Origin of the sequence: Ruminococcus albus AD2013 (genome assembly GCF_000526775.1) — a bacterium.
GTDB classification, from domain to species: domain Bacteria; phylum Bacillota; class Clostridia; order Oscillospirales; family Ruminococcaceae; genus Hominimerdicola; species Hominimerdicola alba_A.
Genome location: NZ_JAGS01000001.1, coordinates 251436 through 276666, shown reverse-complemented (window position 1 = coordinate 276666; position 25231 = coordinate 251436). Strand labels below are relative to the sequence as shown.

At 46.9% G+C, this 25231-nt stretch carries 18 protein-coding genes; 12 read left to right on the top strand and 6 right to left on the bottom strand.

Annotation, left to right across the window (positions count from 1 at the left end):
* Positions 1 to 6 precede the first annotated feature (6 nt).
* Positions 7 to 621 (top strand): TraX family protein, encoded by a 615-nt coding sequence (locus tag N773_RS20955; protein ID WP_024856057.1) that lies wholly within the window; start codon positions 7 to 9, stop codon positions 619 to 621.
* Positions 622 to 875: 254 nt separating this feature from the next.
* Here N773_RS20955 and N773_RS0101175 read toward each other — a convergent pair whose 3' ends face one another.
* Complete coding sequence (locus N773_RS0101175; protein ID WP_024856056.1) at positions 876 to 1607, bottom strand: MerR family transcriptional regulator; 732 nt, start codon at positions 1605 to 1607, stop codon at positions 876 to 878.
* Positions 1608 to 1844: 237 nt separating this feature from the next.
* Between N773_RS0101175 and N773_RS0101170 the strand changes: the two genes are divergently transcribed.
* Both N773_RS0101170 and N773_RS20950 read left to right on the top strand, forming a co-directional pair.
* The gene (locus tag N773_RS0101170; protein WP_024856055.1) at positions 1845 to 2897 is read left to right on the top strand and encodes an endo-1,4-beta-xylanase; all 1053 of its coding nucleotides are present in this window, start codon (positions 1845 to 1847) and stop codon (positions 2895 to 2897) included.
* A gap of 331 nt (positions 2898 to 3228) precedes the next feature.
* Positions 3229 to 5493, top strand: a complete 2265-nt coding sequence (locus tag N773_RS20950; protein ID WP_024856054.1) for a putative bifunctional diguanylate cyclase/phosphodiesterase — start codon at positions 3229 to 3231, stop codon at positions 5491 to 5493.
* Positions 5494 to 5589: 96 nt separating this feature from the next.
* On the opposite strand, the gene N773_RS0101160 is transcribed toward N773_RS20950, so the two are convergent.
* From N773_RS0101160 to N773_RS0101150, 3 genes are read right to left on the bottom strand one after another with little or no spacing between them, the layout of a single operon-like run.
* Positions 5590 to 6492: a carbohydrate kinase family protein gene (locus tag N773_RS0101160; protein ID WP_024856053.1), complete on the bottom strand. Its 903-nt coding sequence runs from the start codon at positions 6490 to 6492 to the stop codon at positions 5590 to 5592.
* 28 nt (positions 6493 to 6520) lie between these two features.
* Positions 6521 to 8824, bottom strand: a complete 2304-nt coding sequence (locus N773_RS0101155; RefSeq protein ID WP_024856052.1) for an ABC transporter permease — start codon at positions 8822 to 8824, stop codon at positions 6521 to 6523.
* A gap of 5 nt (positions 8825 to 8829) precedes the next feature.
* The gene (locus N773_RS0101150; protein ID WP_024856051.1) at positions 8830 to 9519 is read right to left on the bottom strand and encodes an ABC transporter ATP-binding protein; all 690 of its coding nucleotides are present in this window, start codon (positions 9517 to 9519) and stop codon (positions 8830 to 8832) included.
* A 413-nt stretch (positions 9520 to 9932) separates the two neighbouring features.
* Between N773_RS0101150 and N773_RS23235 the strand changes: the two genes are divergently transcribed.
* From N773_RS23235 to N773_RS0101120, 7 genes are all read left to right on the top strand, one after another.
* Entirely contained in the window at positions 9933 to 10064 is a 132-nt protein-coding gene (locus N773_RS23235) for a hypothetical protein (protein WP_278245317.1), read from the top strand.
* Between the two features lie 171 nt (positions 10065 to 10235).
* Entirely contained in the window at positions 10236 to 10556 is a 321-nt protein-coding gene (locus N773_RS0101145; RefSeq protein WP_431602409.1) for an ArsR/SmtB family transcription factor, read from the top strand.
* A gap of 57 nt (positions 10557 to 10613) precedes the next feature.
* A complete protein-coding gene (locus tag N773_RS0101140; RefSeq protein WP_024856049.1) occupies positions 10614 to 11222 on the top strand; it encodes a class I SAM-dependent methyltransferase in 609 nt (202 codons plus the stop codon).
* Positions 11223 to 11359: 137 nt separating this feature from the next.
* Positions 11360 to 11581 carry a cation transporter gene (locus N773_RS0101135; protein ID WP_024856048.1) on the top strand — a complete coding sequence of 74 codons (222 nt, stop codon included), beginning with the start codon at positions 11360 to 11362 and terminating at the stop codon, positions 11579 to 11581.
* A 52-nt stretch (positions 11582 to 11633) separates the two neighbouring features.
* Positions 11634 to 13487, top strand: coding sequence for a heavy metal translocating P-type ATPase (locus tag N773_RS0101130; protein WP_024856047.1), 1854 nt, complete (start codon positions 11634 to 11636; stop codon positions 13485 to 13487).
* Positions 13488 to 13710: 223 nt separating this feature from the next.
* Positions 13711 to 14190: a sigma-70 family RNA polymerase sigma factor gene (locus N773_RS0101125; RefSeq protein ID WP_024856046.1), complete on the top strand. Its 480-nt coding sequence runs from the start codon at positions 13711 to 13713 to the stop codon at positions 14188 to 14190.
* Between the two features lie 67 nt (positions 14191 to 14257).
* The gene (locus tag N773_RS0101120) at positions 14258 to 14770 is read left to right on the top strand and encodes a hypothetical protein (RefSeq protein WP_155250843.1); all 513 of its coding nucleotides are present in this window, start codon (positions 14258 to 14260) and stop codon (positions 14768 to 14770) included.
* Between the two features lie 55 nt (positions 14771 to 14825).
* Here N773_RS0101120 and carB read toward each other — a convergent pair whose 3' ends face one another.
* Together carB and N773_RS0101110 are read right to left on the bottom strand one after the other, a co-directional pair.
* Positions 14826 to 18050: a carbamoyl-phosphate synthase large subunit gene (gene carB / locus N773_RS0101115; protein WP_024856044.1), complete on the bottom strand. Its 3225-nt coding sequence runs from the start codon at positions 18048 to 18050 to the stop codon at positions 14826 to 14828.
* Positions 18051 to 18412: 362 nt separating this feature from the next.
* Positions 18413 to 19024: a TetR/AcrR family transcriptional regulator gene (locus N773_RS0101110; protein WP_024856043.1), complete on the bottom strand. Its 612-nt coding sequence runs from the start codon at positions 19022 to 19024 to the stop codon at positions 18413 to 18415.
* A gap of 255 nt (positions 19025 to 19279) precedes the next feature.
* Here N773_RS0101110 and N773_RS0101105 point away from each other — a divergent pair, with 255 nt between their 5' ends.
* Positions 19280 to 21391, top strand: a complete 2112-nt coding sequence (locus tag N773_RS0101105; RefSeq protein WP_024856042.1) for an efflux RND transporter permease subunit — start codon at positions 19280 to 19282, stop codon at positions 21389 to 21391.
* Between the two features lie 31 nt (positions 21392 to 21422).
* Positions 21423 to 25073 (top strand): hypothetical protein, encoded by a 3651-nt coding sequence (locus N773_RS0101100; RefSeq protein WP_024856041.1) that lies wholly within the window; start codon positions 21423 to 21425, stop codon positions 25071 to 25073.
* Positions 25074 to 25231 lie beyond the last annotated feature (158 nt).

Genomic DNA, 25231 nt, shown 5'->3' with positions numbered 1-25231 from the left:
GTCATAATGCAAACAAACCAAAAGTACAAGATCATAGACCGTGACTTGATAAAATTCATAGCTATCATTCCCATGGCTATCGGACATTTTGTGGATCACTATTTCGGTGCTTCAGCAAGTTTGATAAACTCACCGCTCCTGTTTCTGATAGCGCAGGCTTCAATGATAGCACCGCCGATATTCTTCTATTTCATCGCCGAAGGATTCACGCATACTCATTCCGTAAAAAAATATGCCGCGCGATTGTTTATATTCGCTCTGATAACCCAGATACCATTCTGTCTGATGCTCAACGGAACGCTGATGCTATCAGGAATGATCACATACCTGAATGTGTTCTTCACTTTGTTTCTGGGATTGGTCGCGCTGATAGTCTGCGGAAGCAACATGAAGTTATGGGCGAAGATCTCACTCGTTGCTGTCTTAGAGGCGGTCACTTATTTTGTTACAGATACAATGGCTTATCTTCGGGATCCCGATGATCCTGATACTGTATTATTTCAAAGACAGACCATCAACACGCTTCGGACTTTTTGCACTTTGCAGTGTCGGCAGCCTTTTGATGACAACACTCCCTGCTGCATTGCTTTTTTACTCAAAAGACAAAACGGAATATTTTAATTCAAGCATAATTGGCGCAGTAATTGATCTCTGTTACCTGTTGGCAGGTTATTTTATTGTCACTTCATTCTACAATGGTGAAAAAGGAAAAAATCCTGTTTTTACAAAATGGTTCTTCTACATTTTCTATCCCGCGCATCTTTTTCTGATATTCATTGCAAAATCTATCGCAGGGAAATATTAACAGAAAATATCATGATATTTTCAGAATAGTGCAAAAAAGGACAGCCCCAAAAGCTGTCCTTTTTTCGTTATCATTTATTACCGATATAAGCGCTTATCGCTTTAGTCACAAAATCCGCTGTTCCTATGCCCCCTGCCTTGTCGATGTTCTCCTTGAATTCACCGTTTGCGGAATACATCTGTCCCAGGGACATCAGAATTTCGTCGGTGCAGTTGTAGTAGTTATCGGTTATGTACTGCTGAAGTCTCTTCACCTGTTCCATCGCTTCGGGAATATCAGGGGAACCGTCTTTCAGCTTGCCGAAATCAGCAAATACAGCCATCAGACCTGCGGCGATGTTCTTTTCGTCCTCCTTGGTACGTTTGCTGCTCTTGCTGGTATATTCTTCGTATTCCTTGGTATCGCCCCATTCCGCCTTGGCACGTTTGGTATACTCTTCTATTTTGCTTGTATCGAACACATTGAAATCCATAATATTTTCTCCTTTGTCTCTGATTTTATATGCGAGCCCGATAATGGCTTCAAGCCGCTGCTTTTTCAGCGTAAGCAGTTCTATCTGCTGAGTGATGGCTTTTTTTCTGTCAAAATCGGGAGCTTCAAGTACGGCTCTAATATCGCTTAGGGAAAACTCAAGCTCACGGAAAAGAAGTATCTGCTGCAAACGCTCCAGCGCTGTATCGTCATACAGCCTGTAACCCGCCTCCGTGCGCATCGCAGGCGTCAGCAGACCTATCTTATCGTAGTATTGCAGGGTGCGTATACTCACCCCTGTAAGCTTGCTTACCTCATTTACTGTTTTCATAAGCCTTACCTCCTCGCTTGATCACATTATATACTATTACGTAGCGTCATAGTCAAGACTTATTTCATAAATTTATCTGTATGCACAATTAGCCAAATAAATACGTATATCGATATGTTTCACTTTCACAAAATTCTGTATTCTAAATATAAAATTTTATATAATGGTAAAAAGTGGTTGAACTATTCGGGATAGTATGCTATAATAAGAAAAAACCAAATAACAAGGAGGTAAATCATGAGCAATATACTGTCACTTGCAAAAAGCTACGAAAAGTTTTTTAAGATAGGTGCAGCTGTCGCTTGCAAAAATATAGACAGCTATACCGATATTCTTCGCGAACATTTCAACAGTGTCACCCCCGAGAACGAGATGAAATATATCTCCACCGAACCCGAGGAGGGCAAGTTCACTTTCGGTGATACTGACAAGATATTCGATACTGCGAGAGCGCTTGGTATCAAGGTGCGTGCCCATGCCCCTGTATGGCATAACCAGACAGGCGGATGGATGTACAAAGACGGTGATAAGCCTGCTTCCCCCGAACTTATTTATCAGCGTATCGACGCACATTCAAAAGCTCTGTGCGAACGCTATAATAACGATGTTTATGCATGGGACGTTGTGAACGAAGCTGTTATTGATGAAGTACCCGAAGGTGCTTCTGGTGATGCAGCTATCTACCGCGACAGCGAATACTTCAAACTTTGCGGCGCTGATTTCATAGCAGCAGCTTTCCGTTCGATGGATAAGTATTCCCCTAACGCACAGCTTTTCTACAATGATTACAACGAGTGTGACCCGCAAAAGCGCGGACGTATAGTCAGCCTGATAAAGCGCCTGAAAGAACAGGGCTGCCGCGTGGACGGATTTGGTATGCAGCAGCATTATTTCGGCACCCCTGATTATGACGAGCTGAAACGCTCCATAGAGATATACGCAGGTCTCGGTCTGCGCCTGCATATCACCGAACTTGATGTATCCATCATGGCGACCTTCGGTCATAATGTATTCCCGCCCAGTGCAGAGGATATCGAAAGGCTGAAAGCTTCCCGCCCCGAGGATATCGCGGCGATAGAGGATATCTATCTTAAACTTTTTGAGATATACCGCAGTTACAGTGATGTCATCGACTGCGTGACCACATGGGGCGTAGCTGATGACTACACATGGATGGACGGTTTTGTTCCTCATGACAATGCACCTGCTGTAAAGCAGTATCCCCTGCTGTTCGATATCCACCATGCCCCGAAAGCCTGCATATCAAAGCTGATAGCAGCGGCAAAATAAATATGCGATAAATCGAGCCCGAAAAGGGTCGGTATCATTGGATATCGACTTTATTGCTGGCTCGTTTTTTGTTGTCCTTTGTTCTCTCTTTTTTTATCCGCTTGTTTTTGATTAAGTTAGCTATGATACTCCTCAACATTAACCTCACAATTTCTCTGCATTAACCAATCATTAAAATTCACACTTTAATCTTGTACAAATCAAACAGTAATTTTTTGATAACTTGTCAGTTTTTCTTAAACTCTCTTGACAATTAATTCAACTTTATGTTATAATTAAACAAATGAGTATGTGCAGAGTTTAAATGCTAACTCTGCGGGAAGGAGAAACTATGGATTTTCAGATGATCGTAGACAGCTTTGAAGAACCTACCTGTATACTCTCCGTTGAAAAAGACAACGAAGGCGGATATCATCAGATACGCATAGTTGCAGGAAATAAAAAATATTTACTGCCTTTCGAAGAACCTATTACTTACAGTAACGACAATGATAGCACCAATATTAAAGAACTTCCTGAGATATTCCATAAAAAAAAGACCTTTGTGCCCGATTCGCCTTATGAGCTTTATCTGCCGAAAGACATGGGCTTTGAAGATATCTGTTTTCGCGCCGCTGTGCTGAAAATACCTGTGCATACCTGTGTACACCTCAACGACCTTGATATGTGGTTCGATATCTATGCCATGCCGATGTGCATTGAAAAGGGAGATATCTGCTACTGCACGTACACTGTGATAGCCAAAGATAATACTGACATTATGATGAATTCGGCAAGTTCAGGGATATATGCCGAAAATGTCATAAAGACCTGCATAAAACTCAACGGCACAAATGATATCGAAGGCACCATGAACGATGTCATCAACGATATCCGCCTGATATGCAGGGCGGATGTATGTACGATAGCCCTCACCGACCCCGAGACAAAGGAATCCTCGGTGCTTGCCACAAGCTTTGACAAGGACTGCAAGATAAAGCGTGTTACCCATTTTGAAGAATTCGGGAATATCACCAAGACATGGATAGATATGTTCGGCAAGAGCGATTTCATAATTGCCAAAGACATTAATGATATGGAATATATCCGCGAGAGAAATCTTTACTGGTACGAAAACCTCATCGAGGCAGGAGTCGACAGCCTTGTTATGTTCCCGCTGAAGTACGACAGCGAGATACTGGGCTTTTTGTGGGCTACTAATTTCGCGGTGGAGGATACCATACGCATAAAGGAGACTCTTGAACTGACTTCATTTTTCATATCCTCAAAGCTTTCAAACTATCAGATGCTGGAACACCTGAAACATATAAGCTACACCGACCAGCTGACAGGCTTATCCAACAGGCTCGCCTGCACCGACCTTATCGAGAAGCTTATAAAGCACGGTGAGAGATTCTGCATAGTTTCCATAGATATAAACAACTTCAAGAGCATAAACGATACCATAGGGTTTGATGCGGGCAACAGAGTGCTTACACAGATCGCTTCACGCTGGAAAAAGATAGCCGAAAATAATCTCACAGCTACGCAGGATCATCTTGCGCGTATGGGCGGTGACGAATTCCAGCTGGTGATACAGGGCTACGATGACAACGAAGCCATCATACCTACCATAAAAACATACGAAAATGCCCTGGGCACTACCATGACCATAGACGGCTGTGACCTTTACATAAGCGCAAGCTTCGGGTACTGCCTGTACCCTGATGACGCAAAGACCAGTGACAGCCTGATATCCTATGCCAACGCTTCGATGAACGAGATAAAGCGTATGAAAAGCAGTCAGCATATCATGCGTTTCGTACCCGGGCTTCTGAAAGAAGAACACACTCTTGAGATAGAGCGCAAGCTTATCTATGCCCTTGAAAACGACCTGCTGTATTTCAATTTACAGCCACAGTTCGACCTTGACCACAAGCTGAGAGGTTTTGAAGCACTGGCACGTATGAAAGACAGCGACGGTACAGTGGTATCTCCGGGAGAATTCATACCTGTGGCTGAAAAAGTGGGACTGGTAGACAAAGTTGACAGCGCTGTGTTCAGGAGGTCGGCTATGTTCATCGGCGGACTGATACGCGAAACGGGCGCTGACATCATGCTGAGTGTGAACATATCGGTTCGCCACCTGATGAAGAACGACTTTCTCGATGAAGTCAAGGATATACTGAGTGCCAGCGGAATACCTGCTGACCATCTGGAAATAGAGATAACCGAATCCATAATGATAGATTCAGCTGAAAAAGCACAGCACTGTATAAATAAGCTCCACAAGATGGGCATACAGATAGCCATTGACGATTTCGGCACGGGATACTCTTCCCTCAGTTATCTGAACAATTTCCCTGCTAATATTCTGAAGATAGACAAAAGCTTCATCGACAAGATGAACACCAGCGACCCCTCAAAACAGTACGTCGCGGCGATAATATCCATCGGGCATATAATGGGCTTCGAGGTAGTATCGGAGGGCGTTGAGGAAAAAGAACAGCTGGCAACGCTGAAACTCATCGGATGTGATTACATACAGGGTTTCATCTGGGGCAGACCGCTGTCACCCGAGGACGCTGAAAAGCTTATTCGTGAAAGCATAGAATAGTTTATAGAGGCACTTTGTCCGAAAGAACGAAGTGCCTTTTGTATGCCATATGTTCATAAAACAAGGCTGCACAGTGAAATACCGTGCAGCCTGAATTTATCCTTTTATAAGTGCTTCAACTTCTTCAAGCTTCGGGGGATACAATGGCAGAGGAAAACGGGATATCGCAACTGCAGAGCAGGCGCTTGCGAAGCGCACAAGTTCATCATCGCCCATACCTTTCATCAGACCGTATACACAGCCCGCCTTGAAGGTATCACCTGCGCCGAGAGTGCTTTTTACTTCAACATTGAAAGGCTTCATACTGTGGATATCTCCGCCCCGCCTTGCGTACAGCATATCATCGCCGCCCTGTGTTATGATGGTCAGCCCATCACTTTCAGACTGCATCTGTGCCATAACTTCTTCGGCAGACATACCCTTGTAGCGCATGGAAGTACACTCACGGGATACCACATTGACAGCCGCATGACGGTGCAGGAAAGTATTATGGGGCGTATCTATGGTCACATAGGGCACACCATGTTTTACGCAAAGCTTTGCCGCAAGCAGGGACTCTTCACCGAAAAAGGGGTCTATGCCCGCAGCACCGCAGCCAATGATATCTTCCTCGCGAGGTATGCTCCACCATCTTGTGCCGCTTGAAAAAAGCTGTTGAAATCTGCCCATGGGTGAACGCACAAGACCCGCTATGACTACGTAGTCCATAATGCCTGCGTCCTCCTGCAAGGTGCCAAGTGAAGATAGGTCAACGGTCTTGTCCTTGTAAAAGTCCTTTAGCATCGGCGCGACCTCTCTGCCTATCTGTGTGCCGTCCATTTTAACACACACGCCAAGCGATGCGAGAACAGTTGCGGCTGTACCCGTTTCACCGCCGGGCAGAAAATAATGCTCAGCTATCTCGGAATACTCATCGGGTCTTAGAAAGCCGTCTTTCAGGAGAAACGAATGTGTTCCCAGTATCTGTCCGAAAAGATACGCCCTGTTATTATCGTCCATAGTCCTATGACCTCCATTTTGAAAGTCTTTATTCAACCGTCCTCATCTGATCTGTCAGGCTTTCCTTGTTTATCCTGTGCAGAGTTATCACCGATGCGATAACAGCCGCCACAAATGCCGCCGCTGCCGCTATCCATACTCTCGGAACAGGCTCTGCAAAATTCACAAGACTTCCAAGTTCATCGTCCAGCTTAACACGTTTCAAAAGAAGCAAGGTAAGCCCCATAAGAGCCTCTATCAAACCTGTTGCCAGCACGCCAGAAGTCAGCGAATACTGTAAACACTCCACGACAGTCATTCCGTACAGCTGACCTCTCGTCATTCCCATGCACTGCATTGAAGCAAGTTCCGACTTTCGGTTGAGCAAGCCCGTTGAGAGGATATTTACCATATTCACCAGAGCTATCAGACCGATAAGCACACTCAGGAAAGCCGAGCCTATCTTTATAGCACCTACACCCGAACGCATTTTCAGCAGATCGCCGTGATAGTCTTCGTCAAGGGTCATAAGCCCTGCATTGGCTTTAACAAAGCTCTTGGCTTTTTCGTAGTCATCATCATTTACAAGGTCAACATGGATATACTCCAGACCTTCAAGGTTAGCAAGACTTCCCTTCCCTGCCAGCGTAAATGCGCTTTTGTTGTAATAATCCAGAGTTCCTGCCATTATGTATGCATTGCCCGCAAGTTCCTCCTCGGAGGTCTTCTTTTTGCCCTCCTCGGTCTTATACATGGGCGCGGCAGCCACTAAATTTAGCGTAGTCGGGTAAAGCTCCGTAGTGAAGCGGTATTCCAGCTTTTTCTCACCTGTCTTATAGTCTTCGGTTATATACTCCTTGACGTTTTCCTTATCTGCCGCGGACATATTAGCATACTCTTCGTCGGAGATAACAGTCTTCTCCATCACGCCGACTTCGATCTGCTTGGGCTCATCATAGAGTTCTGCGGGTTCTTCATCGTTCACCGACATCATTATGTACGCACCCTGCTCGGTGAGTTCATCGTAGCTAACGGGCAGTTCGCCTTGGAATTTCTTTTCAAGAACACCCCGGGGATAGTACCTGAGCACGCAGGTCTGCAAAGTGCCGTCAGACATCTGTATATAGGATACCTGCTCCTTGCAGAAATCATTTACTTCAAACAGACCGCTTTCCATTACGGCATCATAGCCCTCTTTGTAGCTTCTGGGTTTATCCTGCTCGCTCTTTATGGCTATGCCCATATCGTAATTCAGTCCTGCTATATCAACCAGCTTTTCAAATGCATTCAGCGACTGTTTCAGCACTATCGTGAATGAAGCGAACAGCGCTATCGAAACTGTCAGCGATAAAACTGTTATAGCGAAGCGCTTTCTCTGACGGCTGTTATTGCGGGATGCAAGCTTGCCCTGCCAGCCGAATACCGACCCGAAGAACGAAGCCTTTCTAACCTTTACGGTCTTGTCGCTGTCACCGAATATAGCTTGTACAGGTGTCTTTTTGATAACACGCATACCCGTCTGATACGCCGAAAGGAATACCCAGACTAGTCCTGTTGCCGCCGCGAGAAGAAGCATCAGCGGGTCGATATGCAGATGCATGAGCTTCTCTGCTTTTTCTGCTGTGAAAAATGCCTCGGCAACTCCGCTGGTATCAACAACTTTCAGAGTGACCGCACTTACTCCGATACCCAGCAGCATACCCAAGGGCAGTCCGATAACGCTGAGGAACAGACCCTCAAATGTGACCATGCGGACTATCTGTGCAGGCTCCGCACCTACGCACTGCAATACACCGAAGTGCTTTTCCCTCTCTTTTGAGCTTATCTCAAAGGCAGTATCTATCATAAGTCTCAGTGCGATAGCAAGCAGAAGAACGAACACGAAGAACGCCGCAAGGTCGCGTACAGATTCGTATCTTGATGAAAAGTCCAGCTTATCGGCGCTTATCAGGTCATAGTTAACATCTATCTGTGAAGTATCGAATTCCTCATAGCGGTCGCTGTACAGCTGCTTTTCGGGGAAAAGTCCGTATATGAAAAGACCGATATCCTCATGATAGCTATTAATCATCACTTCGGCGGAAACGGTTCCGTCTATCTCTTTTATGGGGTCGCCTGTACTGAGTTCATCATTTGCCGCAAGTTCGGCATACTCTTCCTCAGTAAGTTTCATCAGCTTGAAATGGTAAGGCTTATCCATATACACCGAGCCGCGGACTATGCCCTTGAAGGTCGCAAATCCCGTAAACAGCAGGGTCATCAGCGCGATGGCTACCGTTATGCTGCATATGGTGAAGATGCTGTGGCGCTTCTGTGCCTTGATGTATTTAAGCGCCAGTGATCTCTCGAACATACACCTCACCTCCCCGACTTCGTAAGTTCGTCTTTGACTATTTTGCCATCGGACATGGTGATGATGCGGTCGCACTGCTGTGCTATGCCCTCATCGTGGGTTATGATTATCATGGTCTGACCCAGCTTGATATTCGATTCACGAAGAAGCCTGATTATCTCAGCGGAGTTCTTGCTGTCAAGATTACCTGTGGGTTCATCGGCGAGTATAACATCCGGGGCTGTGAAAAGTGCCCTGCCTATGGAGACTCTCTGCTGCTGTCCGCCTGAAAGCTGTGACGGCAGATGACCGCTTCTGTCCTTGAGATCCATAAGTTCGAGCATCTCTTCCACCTTTGCGGGGTCGGGCTTTTTGCCGTCCATAACGGTGGGAAGTGTGATATTTTCAGCCGCGGTCAGCACGGGTATCAGGTTGTAGAACTGGTATATCAGCCCTACTCTGCGCCGTCTGAACACAGCAAGCTCCTTGTTGTTCTGTGAATATACATCGGTGCCGTCGATGATGACCTTGCCCGAAGTAGGACGGTCAACACCGCCCAGAATGTGAAGCAGTGAGGATTTACCCGAACCCGACGCACCTATTATAGCTGCCATCTGCCCTTTAGGTATTGTAAAGCTGACGTTATCCACAGCTTTTACGGCGTTTTCACCGTCTCCGTAGGTCTTGCATATCGATTCGGCTGTAAGAAAACTCATGATGCAGTTCCCCTTTCATTAATATATTATTAATAGTATACCATAATATCTTACGATTGTAAAGATACATCAGAGCAAAAACACATAAAACAGGGTAATTTCCCGACATAATGTTCATATACCGCGGGGGAGCGGATAGGGGTGGGAGATAATTATTATTCGGGTAGCGGGCTCCGTGTTTTTGTGAAGTACCCTTTCACTATCACCCTTTTACCCCCAAAAAGTTGTACGTTTTTGTACAACTTTTGCAGAAATATGTCTGAATTAAATTTTAAAACAGTTATTTGCATAATATCATATGTGAGAATATAGGCAATCCTACAAAGGTTCAGGGGAAGATATGAATAAAAAAAGTTCGGAAGAAATGCATAAGAAGCCGCATCTATCCCTTGGCATTTTCATTCTAAATCGTTTTGAAAAAAGTGCAAAATGACAGAAAGAGTGATATTACACTGATAGAAGCCAAGTTTTTCCGCACGACGCTGAAACTCGGCAGGACATACTGCATCAACGGCTTTATAATGCGCAAAGAAAAGTTCTCGTGATGGTAAAAGTCCCGATTTTTTAAATTTATCCCAAAAGGTCTTGACAAATGACTTCTGATATGTTATCATATGAACAGTAGTTCAGATGTTTAAATGTTTATTTGATACATATGTACACCGAAAGGAAGTGATCTTCAGGTGAAGGAAAACAAAAATCCCGAATATCTTGCGCTGACACAGGAAGATATCGACAGGCTTGAAAGAGAGACACCCTCGGATGAGGAGCTTTACGATCTTGCGGAGCTTTACAAGGTATTCGGCGACAGCACGAGAGTACGCATACTTTATGCACTTCTTGAAAGCGAGATGTGCGTGGGTGATATGGCGCAGCTGCTGGGGCTTACGCCGACAGCCTGTTCACATCAGCTGAGGGTGCTGAAAAACAGCAAGCTTGTAAGATTCAGGCGCGAGGGCAAGATAATGTTCTATTCGCTGGCGGATGAACACGTAAGAAGCATACTGGCGCTGGGCATGGAACACATCCTGGAATAGTACAATAATTCAGACAGAAAAGAGAAACAGTGAGAGAAAGACAGGAGAATAACTTAAATGAAAAAGAGCTTCTGGGACTGCATTGCAGGTGTTTACGACCTTTTTGAACGGCTTTACAACAAAAGGTGCTATGACGGCACAGGAGCGAAAGTCGCTTCATATATCAAAGAAGGCAGCAGAGTTCTGGAATGTGCCTGCGGGACAGGTTCTATAAGCCGTTTTCTTGCACAGAAAGCAGGCAGACTGACTGCCGCCGACCTTTCGGACGGTATGCTGAGACAGGCGGCTAAGAATCTTCGCTGGTTTGACAATGTCAGACTTTGCAAATGCAACATAATGGCACTCAGATGCAGGGACAATTACTTTGATGCGGTAGTTGCGGGAAATGTGATACATCTGCTGGACGAACCCTACAAGGCTGTTGACGAACTTATGAGAGTCTGCAAAAAGGGCGGAAAAGTAATAATACCCACATATATAAATATGGGCAAAAGCGACAGCGAACTGCTGATAAAGCTGTTCAGCTTTTGCGGGGCACATTTCACGAAGCAGTTCAATGAAGAAAGCTACAAGCAGTTCTTCATTGACGGCGGTTACAGTAATGTGGAATTCGATATGGTGGAGGGCAGGATGCCCTGCGCTGTGGCGATAATCACAAAGGATTAGCTTTGGTATCGGCTGAATAATTATTAATTAAACTTCAGCCTGCAACAGGTGAAATTTCATAAGATCACCGATGATACGTTAGAAAAGTTCACCAAAGTTGGTGTGCTGTAAATATAATACTGAAAGGACAAAATGTTATGAAAAAAGTTTACAAACTGATCGATCTGGACTGCGCAAACTGCGCTGCAAAAATGGAGAACTCTATCAAGGATCTGCCCGAGGTTGAGGACTGCACAGTTAGTTTCCTGACACAGAAAATGACCATTAAAGTTCCCGACGGCACCGATATGGATGCACTGATGAACAAAGTAGTTAATCTGTGCAAAAAGGTCGAGCCTGATTGTCAGATAGTACTCTGATACCATATTGAGATAAGCCGACAGCTAAGTCAACTAAGAAAGAAGAATCAAGATGACGAAGAAGCAGAAAAATGTTCTGATAAGGATAATCGTCGCGGGGGTGCTGCTGGTGACAGCGGCACTTCTGCCGCTGGAAGAAAAAAGCCTGCTAAGATTGGCAGCATTTCTGGTGCCGTATTTTGTGATAGGCTATGATGTGCTGTGGAAAGCTGTGCGCGGTATAATACACGGGCAGGTCTTTGATGAGAATTTCCTGATGTGCGTAGCTACCGTAGGTGCGCTTTTCGTGGGCGAATATCCCGAAGCTTCGGCTGTCATGCTGTTTTATCAGACAGGTGAGCTTTTTCAGAGCGTGGCTGTGGGCAGATCGAGGAAGTCAATATCAGACCTTATGGATATCTGTCCCGAATATGCAAACGTTGAAAGGGACGGTCAGCTTGAAGAAGTTGACCCGGAGGAAGTTGAGCTTGACAGCATCATTGTTGTAAAGCCCGGCGAAAAGATACCCCTTGACGGCGTTATAATCGAGGGCAGTTCTTCGGTGGATACTGCGGCGCTTACAGGCGAAAGCCTGCCGAGGTCGGTAAAGGTGGGGGACGAAGTAATAAGCGGCTGCATAAATCAGAGCGGTCTGCTGAAAGTGAAGGTCACCAAGGAATATGAGGATTCCACTGTTACGAAGATACTGGAACTGGTGGAAAACTCGGCTACGAAAAAGGCCAAGTCCGAGAATTTCATTACACGCTTTGCAAGGTACTATACGCCTTCGGTAGTTATCGCGGCGGCGGTGCTTGCTGTACTTCCTCCGCTGATACTGGGCGGCGGCTGGGCTGACTGGATACACCGTGCGCTGATATTCCTTGTAATATCCTGCCCCTGTGCGCTGGTAATATCTGTACCACTGAGCTTTTTCGGAGGCATAGGCGGTGCCAGCAAGCGCGGCATACTGGTAAAGGGCGGAAATTATCTGGAAGCACTGGCTAATGCCGAAACTGTTGTGTTTGACAAAACAGGAACGCTTACAAAGGGCAGTTTTGAGGTAACGAAGATACACACCGATTCTATGGGCGAGGACGAACTTCTCGACCTTGCCGCCCATGCTGAAAGCTACTCCGACCACCCGATAGCAAAGTCGGTATGCGCCAAATTCGGCAAGGAAGTCGATCACGGCAGAATAACTTCCGATGAAGAGATATCGGGTCACGGCATACGTGCTGTGATAGACGGCAGAGAGGTATTTGCGGGAAACAAAAAGCTGATGGAACAGCAAAGCGTCAGTGTACCAGAATGCGGGTGCAGAGGTACGATGGTTCACGTTGCGGCTGACGGCGGATATGCGGGACATATCGTTATATCCGATGTTGTAAAGGAGACTTCCGCAGCGGCTATAAAGAGTCTTAAAGAAAACGGCGTAAAGCAGACTGTTATGCTTACGGGCGATGCAAAGTCAACAGCAGAGGAAGTTGCAAATACGCTTGGACTTGATAAGGTTTACGCTGAACTTCTGCCTGCGGACAAGGTGGAAAAGGTGGAAGAACTTCTGAAAGAAAAGCAGGAGGGTTCTTCACTGGTATTTGTGGGTGACGGCATAAACGATGCACCTGTTCTTACACGCGCAGATGTTGGTATAGCCATGGGAAGCCTTGGAAGCGACGCGGCTATCGAAGCGGCAGATATAGTTCTTATGGACGATGACCCCGCTAAGATATCACTTGCCATGAAGATAGCACGCAAGACGGTACGTATAGTTCGTGAGAACATAGTATTCGCACTTGGTGTAAAAGCGCTGGTGCTGATACTGGGTGCGCTTGGTATCGCTAATATGTGGCTTGCAGTGTTTGCAGACGTTGGTGTATCGGTTATAGCCATACTCAATGCAATGAGGACGATGAAGATACGTTCGTAAGGCTTCGTATACGGTCGTATGATCTGGTATACTTTCGTAAAAATTCGTATGCGCTCGCATTTTTGGCGGGCGCATATTTTGTGGAATGCCGATTTTTCAGGCGTTTCACGGCTGTAAAAAAATTCTGAAAAAAATTTTTTCTTTTTTTGCAACCTTTCGGCACTCTCAAACGTGTTATTGCTGAAAGGACCTTTCAGAGAGAAAAAACTAAGGAGACACCCGAATGAGACTGACAGCAGAAGAAGCCTACCGCAGATTCGCGGACAACGCCTTTGCGGCGGCATTCAGTATATGCCGCGACAAGACTGACGCAGACGATGCGGTACACGACACTTTCATCAAGTACATATCCAAAAATATGGACTATAATGATGAAGAACATATAAAAGCGTGGCTTCTGCGTACTGCTATCAACCGTGCAAAGGATTTCACACGCTCGTTCGCAAGAAAAAATTCCGTCCCGTGGGAGGACTATATGGACGAGCTGGAATTCGCCGCACCCGAGGACAGCGAACTATTTGAGGCAGTGATGAAGCTTCCCGACAAATATCGTATAGTTATACACTTGTTTTATTACGAGGAACAGAGCATCACAGAGATATCAAAAACACTGAAACGGCGAGAGGGCACGGTAAAAAGTCAGCTCAGCAGAGGGCGGGCTCTGTTGAAAGAAATGTTGACGGAGGAATGGAACAATGACTAACAAGGAAAAATATCAGCGGACATTTTCAGTGCTTCACGCCTCCGAATTTGATTTGGAGGAAACAGCAATGAACAAGAGAAAAGGTATCAGAATTTCAAAGAGAGTAACAGCAGTTTGTGCAGCAGCAGCTATCGTGGCAGCAATGAGCATTGGTGCTTATGCGACAGATATCGGCGGTATACAGAAGAAAGTGAATATATGGCTCAACGGCGAACAGACCGAAGCTGTTGTGGATATAAAGCAAAGTGAGGATATGACTGAATACGAGCTGAAATACACCGATGAGAGCGGCGAGGAAAAGGAGATACACGGCGGCGGTGTGGCTATGGACGGCTTTGGCAGACAGAGAGCCCTCACCGAGGAGGAGCTGATGGAGCATATCGGCAGCGCTCAGCCTACTTTAGATCACGGTGACGACGGTTCTGTCTGGGTTTACTACAAGGACTACAAGGAAAATATCACCGATAAGCTCGACGAAAACGGCTGCGGCAAATGCGAACTTGAATTCGACGATGCGTTTATCTACATTGAGATCGACCCCAACGGAGACGAAACTATAAGCACTACACCAATGAACTAATACGAAAAAACAGCGCCCGCACCTTGATGATGCGAGCGCTGTGTTATTTTTATTATTACTCGGTAATATCAGCGTGGTGAGCCTGGAGAGACTTAACGCCGAAGTGAGTCTTCTGCTTGATAGCACGTATGCCCTCGGCACTTGCCTTGGCTGCTGCCATAGTGGTGATGTAGGGTATGCGGTGCTTGATAGCATTCTTTCTGATATAGCTGTCATCGTGAGCGCTGGTCTTGCCTGCGGGAGTGTTGATTATCAGCTGGATCTCACCGTTTGCGATCTCATCAGCGATGTTGGGTCTGCCCTCGTAGATCTTGAAGATCTTCTTTGCGGGGATACCTGCATCAACTATCATCTCGTAGGTCTTGCCTGTTGCCAGTATATTGAAGCCGAGTTCGCTGAAAGACTTAGCTATCTCGATAAGCTCGGGCTTATCTCTGTCGCATACGCTGAGCAGTACTGTGCCCTCTGTGGGCAGTGCTGTCTTAGTAGCTTCCTGAGCCTTGTAGTAAGCCTCGCCGAAGCTGGGTGAGATACCCAGAACTTCACCTGTGGATCTCATCTCAGGTCCGAGTACAGGGTCAACTTCCTGGAACATATTGAAGGGGAATACAGCTTCCTTAACGCCGTAGTGACCTATCTTCTTGTCCTTCAGCTGAGGTACGGGAGAAGCATTGCCTGTCAGAGGTGCAGTGATTATCTCGGTAGCTATCTTTACCATGTTGATAGAGCAAACCTTGGATACCAGGGGAACTGTTCTCGATGCACGGGGGTTAGCTTCCAGTACGTAAACGGTATCGCCCTCGATAGCGTACTGCATATTCATCAGACCCTTTACGTTCATCTCCACAGCTATCTTCTTGGTATATTCCTTGATGGTAGCTACCTGCTTCTCGCTAAGGTTCTTGGAAGGCAGTATGCAAGCGGAGTCACCGGAATGTACGCCTGCAAGCTCGATGTGCTCCATAACAGCGGGAACAAAGCAGTGCTCGCCGTCTGATATAGCGTCAGCCTCGCACTCTGTTGCGTGGTTGAGGAAACGGTCTATAAGTATAGGTCTGTCGGGAGTTACGCCTACCGCAGCAGACATATAAACTCTCATCATCTCATCATCGTGAACTATCTCCATGCCGCGGCCGCCCAGTACGTAGGAAGGTCTTACCATTACGGGATAACCGATGCGGTTAGCGATCTCCAGAGCTTCGTCAACATTGACAGCCATACCTGCTTCGGGCATAGGAATACCCAGCTTGTCCATCATTGCACGGAAGTGATCTCTGTCCTCTGCGAGGTCGATAGTTTCGGGAGTTGTACCCAGTATATTTACGCCGTACTTTTTCAGGTCGTTAGCCAGGTTCAGAGGAGTCTGTCCGCCGAACTGTGCGATAACGCCCACAGGCTTCTCCTTATCGTGGATAGCCAGAACGTCTTCAAGAGTCAGAGGCTCGAAGTACAGCTTATCGGAAGTATCATAGTCGGTAGAAACTGTCTCGGGGTTGCAGTTAACGATTATGGACTCAAAGCCCAACTTTTTCAGTGCCAGTGCCGCATGAACGCAGCAGTAGTCGAATTCGATACCCTGACCGATACGGTTAGGACCGCCGCCAAGTATCATGATCTTGGGCTTATCGGTATTTACGGGGCTGTTATCCTCATCAAGGTGGTAAGTGGAGTAGTAGTAAGCTGCGTCCTTTGTGCCGCTTACGTGTACGCCCTCCCAGGCTTCCTTTATACCGAAGCCGATGCGGGCATTTCTTATCTCCTCCTCGGTAACTTCAAGGAGAGAAGACAGATATCTGTCGGAGAAACCGTCCAGCTTAGCCTGCTTGAGTACAGCTTCTGCGGGAACAGCGCCCTTATTTTTCAGCAGAGCTTCTTCCTCGTCAACAAGTTCCTTCATCTGTTCGAGGAACCAGTGCTTGATCTTGGTCAGCTGCCAGATCTCATCTATTGTAGCGCCCTTGCGGAGAGCTTCGTACATAACGAACTGTCTCTCGCTGGTGGGATAACGCAGTTTTTCAAGGAGTTCTTCCTTGGAAAGATCGTGGAAATTCTTTGCAAAGCCCAGACCGTATCTGCCTGTCTCCAGAGAACGGATAGCCTTCTGGAAAGCTTCCTTGTAGGTCTTGCCGATGCTCATAACCTCGCCGACAGCTCTCATCTGAGTGCCCAGCTTGTCCTCAGCGCCCTTGAACTTCTCGAATGCCCATCTTGCGAACTTGATAACTACATAGTCGCCGTCGGGAACATACTTATCAAGAGTACCATACTTGCCGCAGGGTATCTCATCAAGAGTAAGACCGCAGGCGAGCATTGCGGATACCAGTGCTATGGGGAAGCCTGTTGCCTTTGAAGCCAGTGCGGAAGAACGTGAAGTTCTGGGGTTGATCTCGATAACGACGATCCTGCCGTCCTCGGGATTTCTTGCGAACTGGCAGTTGCAGCCGCCGATAACTTCGATAGACTCGATTATACGGTAAGACATATCCTGGAGTTCTTTCTGAACGTCCTCGGGGATAGTCAGCATAGGTGCGGAGCAGAAGGAGTCACCTGTGTGTACGCCGATGGGGTCGATATTCTCGATGAAACATACGGTTATCTTGTTGTTGTTAGCATCTCTAACTACCTCAAGTTCAAGCTCTTCCCAGCCGAAGATACATTCTTCAACAAGCACCTGACCAACGAGAGAAGCCTGAAGACCTCTTGCGCATACAACTTTGAGTTCATCAACGTTGTATACCATACCGCCGCCTGCACCGCCCATGGTATAAGCAGGACGAAGAACTACGGGGTATTTCAGCTCCTCAGCTATCTTTACAGCCTCGTCAACGGAATAAGCCACCTGGCTCTTGGGCATACCGATACCCAGCTCGTTCATGGCGTTCTTGAACTCAATTCTGTCCTCGCCGCGCTCGATTGCGTCAACCTGTACACCGATGACCTGAACATTGTACTTTTTCAGCACGCCTGCCTTGTCAAGCTCGGAGCAGAGGTTAAGACCCGACTGTCCGCCAAGGTTAGGCAGCAGCGCATCGGGGCGCTCCTTATCGATTATCTGGGTGAGCCTGTCGAGATTGAGGGGCTCGATATAGGTGATATCGGCAACATCGGGGTCTGTCATGATGGTAGCGGGGTTTGAATTGACCAGCACTATCTCATATCCCAGATTTCTCAGTGCCTTGCAAGCCTGAGTACCTGAGTAGTCAAACTCACAAGCCTGACCTATAATAATAGGACCGGAACCGATGATCATAATCTTGTTGATATCCTGTTTCTTTGGCATACTAAACTCCTATCCCGCACTGTATCGTGCGTAAAATTTTTTCTTATAAAAACTTCTCTTAAAAAATCCCTAACGTATATCATAACATACTTCCGCATAAAATGCAAGACCAAAATCTTAATAATTCATAATTCACAATTCATAATTCATAATTATTTGGCATAGGACTGACTATCGTTTTTCTTATCCGATGTTTGTGCTCACGCACAGAAAATCCATCAGAGTATTTTCTGAATATTTTTCAATTTATGCAGTATATAACGTTCCCTTACCCAAAATATCAAGGCGCAAAAAAAGCGCCCACATCCCCCGATATGAGCGCAAGAAACTTACGTCCTATGTCAACAATTATGAATTGTGAATTATGAATTAGAACCTGTGTGGTGGTTGATTATATCGTTGACACTGCGGTAAACATAGGGTTTCAGCTTTTCAAGGCTGACAGGTTCACCGTAGAGTATGGCTGAATGACAGGCAGAGCTTACAAGTTCAACTATCATAAACAGCATTATCTCAGGTTCTTCTATGCCGTCGGGTGCGTCCGCAAGGATAGCGTCGTATACCGAACGGAGATCCATATCATTGCCCTTTGCCGGAGAATTTACAGCGTGCTTGAAAACACCCCAGCTCAGGTTCTTCGCAATAAACGCAACCATGGGCGGATTGCCCGAAAGCTGATCGAGGATATTGTCGATAACGTATATCATCTTCTCGTTGAAAGTCATATCCTTTTTCTCGGCTTCAAGTGCTTCAAGTGCATTTTTGAAAAGCTTGGAGGACTGGTGCGCCACCAGCTTGTTTTTAAGATCGTACTTATCTTTAAAATAAAGGTAGAAAGTACCCTTTGCAACCCCCGCACTCTTGGCTATATCCGATACCGAGGTCTTGCTGACACCGTTGGTGGTGAACAGCTTGTAAGCCGTAGCAAGGAGAGAATCCTCCTTGGCTTTTTTGTTTATATCAAGTTTACCCATTTTACAATCCTCCGTTTTTACAGCCGTGCTTTCATAAATAATATGGGGTACTTTTTTTATTATATGATATTTAGAAATTTTTGTCAATAGGTCAAAATCAACAGCGATTGCAAATGACTGACAGTCATTTTGTTTATCTCTACAAAATTATGACCAAAAGTCATTTTAGATATTGACCATTAGTCATTTTAGTGTTATACTACATATAAAGAAATGACCGGGAGTCATTAAACCAACAAAGAAAGGAACGGTAGTATGAAAAACTTCGGTAAAGCAGTTGTCAGACTGCGTATATTCATCGTCATACTGGCATTGGTGCTTGCGGTGCCCGCGACGATAGGTATGCTGAAAACAAGGATAAACTACGACATACTCTCATATCTTCCCGAAGATATCGACACGATGAAAGGTCAGCAGATAATGCTTGACGAGTACGGCAAAGGCGGATTTGCCCTGGTGGTCGTTGAGGGCATGGAGGACAAAGATGTTGCGGCGCTGAAAGCCAAATTCGAGAAAGTGGATACGGTAAGCGATGTGCTGTGGTATGACAGCATCGCAGATATATCCATACCGAAAGAAGTTCTTCCCGAGGACATTTATGAAGTCTTCAACAGTAAGGACGGCAAATCAACGATGATGGCTGTTTTCTTCGACAAAGCTACTTCGGCAGATGAATCCCTTGAAGCGGTAGTCGAGATGAGAAAGATAGCAGGCGAACAGTGTTTCATAAACGGTATGACAGCCATAGTTGAAGACATCAAAGACCTGACGATGAAAGAGACCACCGCATACGTCGGAATAGCGGTACTGCTGACAAGCATCATACTTGCGGTGACTATGGATTCACTGCTGATACCCGTATTCTTTATGCTTAGCGTTGGTCTGGCGATACTTTACAACCTTGGAACCAACATTTTCCTCGGACAGATAAGTTTCATCACACAGGCGCTTACAGCTGTTCTTCAGCTGGCGGTAACTATCGACTACTCCATATTCCTATGGCACAGCTACAAGGAGCAGAAAGAGAGATTCTCCGATAAATACGAGGCCATGGCAGAAGCTATCTCACTGACCATATCCTCCGTTGTATCAAGCTCGGTAACTACCGTTGCAGGATTCCTGGCACTGTGCTTCATGAGCTACACACTGGGTCTTGATATGGGCATAGTTATGGCGAAGGGCGTTGTTATCGGCGTTATATGCTGTGTAACTATCCTCCCCTCGATGATACTTGTTTTTGACAAACTTCTGGAAAAGACCATACACAAGGATATTATTCCAAGCATGGACAACGTTGCTTCATTTATAATAAAACACCATACGGCATTCGTGGTACTGTTCATCGCACTGCTTATCCCCGGAGTTTACGGACAGACTCACACAGATGTTTACTACAACCTGACAGATACTCTTCCCACCGACCTTAACAGCGTTATCGCAAACACCAAGCTTCAGGAAGAATTCGGTATATCCTCAACACACATAATCCTCTGCAAATCGGATATGAAGCGCAAGGATGTAGTAAAAATGACAGATGAGATGAACGAGGTTGACGGAGTCAGCATGACAATGGCTTTCGATACGCTGATAGGTTCATCTATCCCCGAGGAAGCTATCCCCGAATCGGTCAGCGGTCTGCTGAAAGAAGGCAAATGGCAGATGATGCTGGTAGGCTCCGATTACAAGGTAGCGTCACCCGAGGTAAATGCTCAGGTCGATAAGCTGATAGACATTCTTAAAAAGTACGACGATACGGGAATGGTCATAGGCGAAGCTGCCGCAACAAAAGACCTGATAAGCATAACAAAGCGCGACTTCACCGTTGTAAACACAGTTTCCATCGCGGCGATATTCGTGATAATCCTGATAGCACTGAGATCACTTTCACTGCCGCTGATACTGGTCGCAGTCATCGAATTTGCGATAACAGTAAATATGGCAGTCCCCTGCTTCACACATACAAAGATACCTTTCATAGCATCAGTAGTTATAGGCACGATACAGCTGGGCGCTACCGTTGACTATGCGATACTAATGACCACAAGATACAAGCAAGAGCGAGTATCAGGCAAGGACAAGACAGAAGCCGTAACGATAGCACTTTCAACTTCAATGAAATCAATCATGGTAAGCGCACTTGGCTTCTTCGCTTCTACCTTCGGCGTTGGCGTATACTCCAGCGTTGATATGATATCACAGCTCTGCACACTTATGTCCAGAGGTGCGCTGGTATCAATGGTAACGGTAATATGTGTTCTGCCTTCGATGCTGCTTCTGTTCGACAAGGTGATAATCAACAGCACAATAGGCATGAAAGATACTGCAAGACGCGAGAGGGCTTACAGCAAACCTGCGCTGAACAGTTAACCAAATAATTTACGGCAAAGGAGATATAGTTATGAAAAAATACAGCAGATTTTTAGCAGGTGTCCTGGCAGTTCTGATATCTGCAGGTTCAACAGGATTTTACGCAGTTGCAAACAAGGACGAAACTTCCGCAAATGGCAGTTCCTCAAAAACTTCGGACAAGGATAGTTCCGAAGATGACAATGATTACAAGTCACCCGAAATAAAAAAGCGCGACAAGAAAAAGTCGGAAGATACAAAGAAATCTGACGGCACCACTACCCGCAAGGAAGAGACAGTTTATGTCCTCACCGATGCAAACGGAAATCCCACTAAAACAATAGTCAGCGACCATCTCGTTAACCCGCAGGGACTTACCTCGCTGATGGATATGTCCACACTGACCGACATCGAGAACGTAAAGAACGATGATACATTCTCAGGCAGCGGCAAAGAAATGCATTGGAACACTTCGGGCGGTGATGTATACTACAAGGGCTACACCGATGCGGCATTGCCTGTTGATATCAAAGTTACATACACCCTCGACGGTAAGACGATCTCCCCGGAAGAACTTGCAGGAAAAAGCGGCAAGGTAACTGTAAGATACGATTATATAAACAATTCGACTGCCACAGTAAAGATAAACGGCAAGAACGAGACTATCTGCACACCTTTCCTGATGGCAACAGGCGCACTTCTGGACGGTGCTAAATTCAAGAACATTGAAGTAACCAACGGCAAGATCGTTTCAGACGGAGATAGACAGGCTGTTATCGGATATGCGCTTCCCGGGCTGACTTCAAGCCTTGGTCTTGATGAAGATGATGACCTGGGCATACCCGAGTATTTTGAGTTCACTGCCGATGTTACCGACTTTGAACTGAAAACCGTATTCACCGCAGGAACTAACAGCTTCTTCAACGAGATAGACTTCGACGGAATCGACAAGCTTGATGAACTGGAAGAAAAACTGGGCGAGCTTGCTGATGCAGTAGATCAGCTTTCTGACGGCTCACAACAGCTTTATGACGGCACAAAGGAACTCAACAAGGGTGTTGGAGATCTGAAAGACGGTGCAGATAAGCTGGCTGACGGCGGCAAACAGCTCAACGATGGTGCAGTATCTCTGGCTGACGGTGCAGGCAAACTTGCTGACGGAACTAAAAAGCTGGATAGCGGCGCAGGTGACCTGGTAAACGGCATCAAGAGTGCAAAGGACGGCGGCGACAAGCTGGTAGGCGGTTTTGCTCAGGTAAACGACGGTGCGGCTCAGCTGAAAGACGGTTCTGCAAAGCTGGCAAACGGTCTGGGCGATGCGGACACAGGCGCAAAGACTCTCGATGAGGGCGCTGCTTCTCTTGCAGACGGAGCAAGCAAACTCGATGAAGGTATACAGAAAGTTGCAGGCGGTTCGGGCGCACTGGCTGAGGGTACAAAAACTCTCGATGATGGCGCAAAGACTCTGCTTGACGGAATAAAGGCTGCAAAGAACGGTTCTACACAGCTGGTGGACGGCTTCATACAGGTAAATTCCGGTGCGGCAAACCTGAAAGTTGGTACAGCACAGCTGGCGGCAGGTCTTGTCGATGCAGATGACGGTGCTTCAAAACTGAAAGACGGCGCTGAAAAGCTCAAAGACGGTGCTGACACCGCCGCCGAAGGTGCAAAGACACTCAAAGACGGTACATCATCGGCAAAGGATGGCGCAAAGGCTCTGGCTGACGGCGCTAAAACTCTGGAAGACGGCATTAAGTCAGCCAAAGACGGTTCTGCAAAACTGAAAGACGGAACTGCACAGCTAAAAAACGGCGCGGACGAACTCAAATCCGGCACAGCAAAACTGGCTGAGGGCATAGGCTCCGCCGATAAGGGCGCAGCAGACGTTCACAGCGGCGCAAAGAAAGTCGCAAGCGGTTCTAAGGCTCTGGCTGACGGGGCTGTAAATCTCAATAACGGCGCGGCTAACGTAGCGGCAGGTTCTTCACAGCTTTCCACAGGCGCAGGTTCACTCAGCACCTCCGCAGGTACTCTTTCCGCAGGCATAACCTCCTCAAAGGCTGGTTCTGCAAATGTGCTTGCAGGGGCAAAGGCACTTTCAGACGGTATCGATACTCTCGCTGAGGGTGCAGCAGCTATCCCCGAAAAGCTGAATGGTGTTTCGGCTTCTATGACAAATGCCGCAGACAGCCTTAACTCTACCATAGAATACAACAAGCAGGTGCTGGCAGGATTACAGCAGGTATATGCCGCTAACCCCTCTGATGATATATCCGCCATGATAGGCACTTTACAGCAGACTATCGCTTCGCAGGAGCAGATAGCCGCAGGTCTGGCTGATGGTTCTTCTCAGATATCGGCTGATACAACCGAGCTTACAAACGGCATCGCAAGTCTAAAAACAGGTGCGGCTTCTCTGGTGCAGGGCGCACAGACTCTCGATACGGGGCTGGCAACTCTCGATGAGGGAGGCAAGGCTCTGGCAGCAGGTGCGGGCAAGCTCTATACAAGTTCAAAAACTCTGGCTAACGGTGCGGCACAGGTATCCAACGGTGCGGCAGGACTGAAAGCAGGAAGCAGTGAGCTTCTGACAGGCGCAAATGCACTTTCCGAAGGTACAGGTTCACTCTCCAAAGGACTGACTACCGCTTCCGCAGGTGCTAAGAGCGTAGACAGCGGCGCAGGTGCATTGCAGGCAGGCATCGGACAGGTAAACGCAGGCGCAGCAGCCCTTGATGAAGGTCTTGGCAAGCTGTCAGCAGGTTCAGGCGACCTCAGAGTTGGTGCAAACACTCTGTTCAACGGCATCGCCGCAATAGATACAGGTACAATTTCCCTTTACGAGGGCATAAAAGCTCTGTCAACAGGTGCGGGTTCACTCAGCGCAGGAGCTTCTTCCCTTTCCGCAGGACTGCACTCCGCGAATACAGGTGCGGCTGCTCTTGATGCGGGCGCAGAAAAGCTTCAGAGCGGACTTGGTCAGCTTTCAGACGGCGCATCAAAGCTCGATAACGGTCTTGGTCAGCTGAACGATGGCGGCGAAAAGCTGAAAGCAGGCACAGGCACACTGGCTTCAAGTGTCACCGAGCTTGTTGCAGGGGCAGGACAGCTGGCTGACGGCAGCACAGCCGTTGCAGACGGCGCTAAGAAAGTATCCGGCGGCGCACATTCCCTCGCAGAGGGTATAGCAGCGGCACGAAACGGCGCTGTACAGCTGGATACAGGCATAGGCTCATTGCAGGGCGGACTTACACAGCTTTCAGACGGCGCATATGCACTCGATGACGGTCTGGGACTTATCTGGCAGGGCGGACAGACCCTCAAAGACGGTACCTATACCGTATCAACAGGCAGTGCTCAGCTTTTAGAGGGGGCTGAAAAGCTCTCCGACGGCAGCGGTACACTTTATGCGGGCATAACTACCCTCGATGACGGAGCCGCAAAGCTGAAAGACGGTTCACAGAAGCTTGAAGACGGTGCTAAGAAACTCAACAGCGGTATGAAGAAATTCCGCCGTGAGGGCATCGACAAGATAATCAACGCATACAACGATGATATCACTCCCCTGCTTGACAGACTTGACGCACTCAAAGAAGCAAGCAAGGCTTACGATAATTTCTCGGGCAAGGCAGCTGACACCGAGGGCGAAGTCAAGTTCATATACGAGACAGCCCCTGTTGCTGTTGATAAAAAAGAGGACTGACATCACCCCTTGCATTTGCTGCTGACTTCTCCTTTAATATAACCTTTCACCCGTTTCTCCCATTGCAGGGAGAGGCGGGTGATTTTTCGTTAATATATTAAACATCAAATTAAAATGCCTGTTTTTAATCACAAAAACTATTGACAATGCACATATAA

Bases quoted from the DNA above. Each gene is read 5' to 3' on its own strand.
- N773_RS0101130 (WP_024856047.1), top strand. From the start codon at position 11,634: ATGACGAAGAAGCAGAAAAATGTTCTGATAAGGATAATCGTCGCGGGG.
- N773_RS0101110 (WP_024856043.1), bottom strand. From the start codon at position 19,024: ATGGGTAAACTTGATATAAACAAAAAAGCCAAGGAGGATTCTCTCCTT.
- N773_RS0101105 (WP_024856042.1), top strand. From the start codon at position 19,280: ATGAAAAACTTCGGTAAAGCAGTTGTCAGACTGCGTATATTCATCGTC.
- N773_RS0101175 (WP_024856056.1), bottom strand. From the start codon at position 1,607: ATGAAAACAGTAAATGAGGTAAGCAAGCTTACAGGGGTGAGTATACGC.
- carB (WP_024856044.1), bottom strand. From the start codon at position 18,050: ATGCCAAAGAAACAGGATATCAACAAGATTATGATCATCGGTTCCGGT.
- N773_RS0101100 (WP_024856041.1), top strand. From the start codon at position 21,423: ATGAAAAAATACAGCAGATTTTTAGCAGGTGTCCTGGCAGTTCTGATA.
- N773_RS0101120 (WP_155250843.1), top strand. From the start codon at position 14,258: ATGAACAAGAGAAAAGGTATCAGAATTTCAAAGAGAGTAACAGCAGTT.
- N773_RS0101170 (WP_024856055.1), top strand. From the start codon at position 1,845: ATGAGCAATATACTGTCACTTGCAAAAAGCTACGAAAAGTTTTTTAAG.
- N773_RS0101160 (WP_024856053.1), bottom strand. From the start codon at position 6,492: ATGGACGATAATAACAGGGCGTATCTTTTCGGACAGATACTGGGAACA.
- N773_RS0101150 (WP_024856051.1), bottom strand. From the start codon at position 9,519: ATGAGTTTTCTTACAGCCGAATCGATATGCAAGACCTACGGAGACGGT.
- N773_RS20950 (WP_024856054.1), top strand. From the start codon at position 3,229: ATGGATTTTCAGATGATCGTAGACAGCTTTGAAGAACCTACCTGTATA.
- N773_RS0101125 (WP_024856046.1), top strand. From the start codon at position 13,711: ATGAGACTGACAGCAGAAGAAGCCTACCGCAGATTCGCGGACAACGCC.
- N773_RS0101140 (WP_024856049.1), top strand. From the start codon at position 10,614: ATGAAAAAGAGCTTCTGGGACTGCATTGCAGGTGTTTACGACCTTTTT.
- N773_RS20955 (WP_024856057.1), top strand. From the start codon at position 7: ATGCAAACAAACCAAAAGTACAAGATCATAGACCGTGACTTGATAAAA.
- N773_RS0101135 (WP_024856048.1), top strand. From the start codon at position 11,360: ATGAAAAAAGTTTACAAACTGATCGATCTGGACTGCGCAAACTGCGCT.
- N773_RS0101155 (WP_024856052.1), bottom strand. From the start codon at position 8,824: ATGTTCGAGAGATCACTGGCGCTTAAATACATCAAGGCACAGAAGCGC.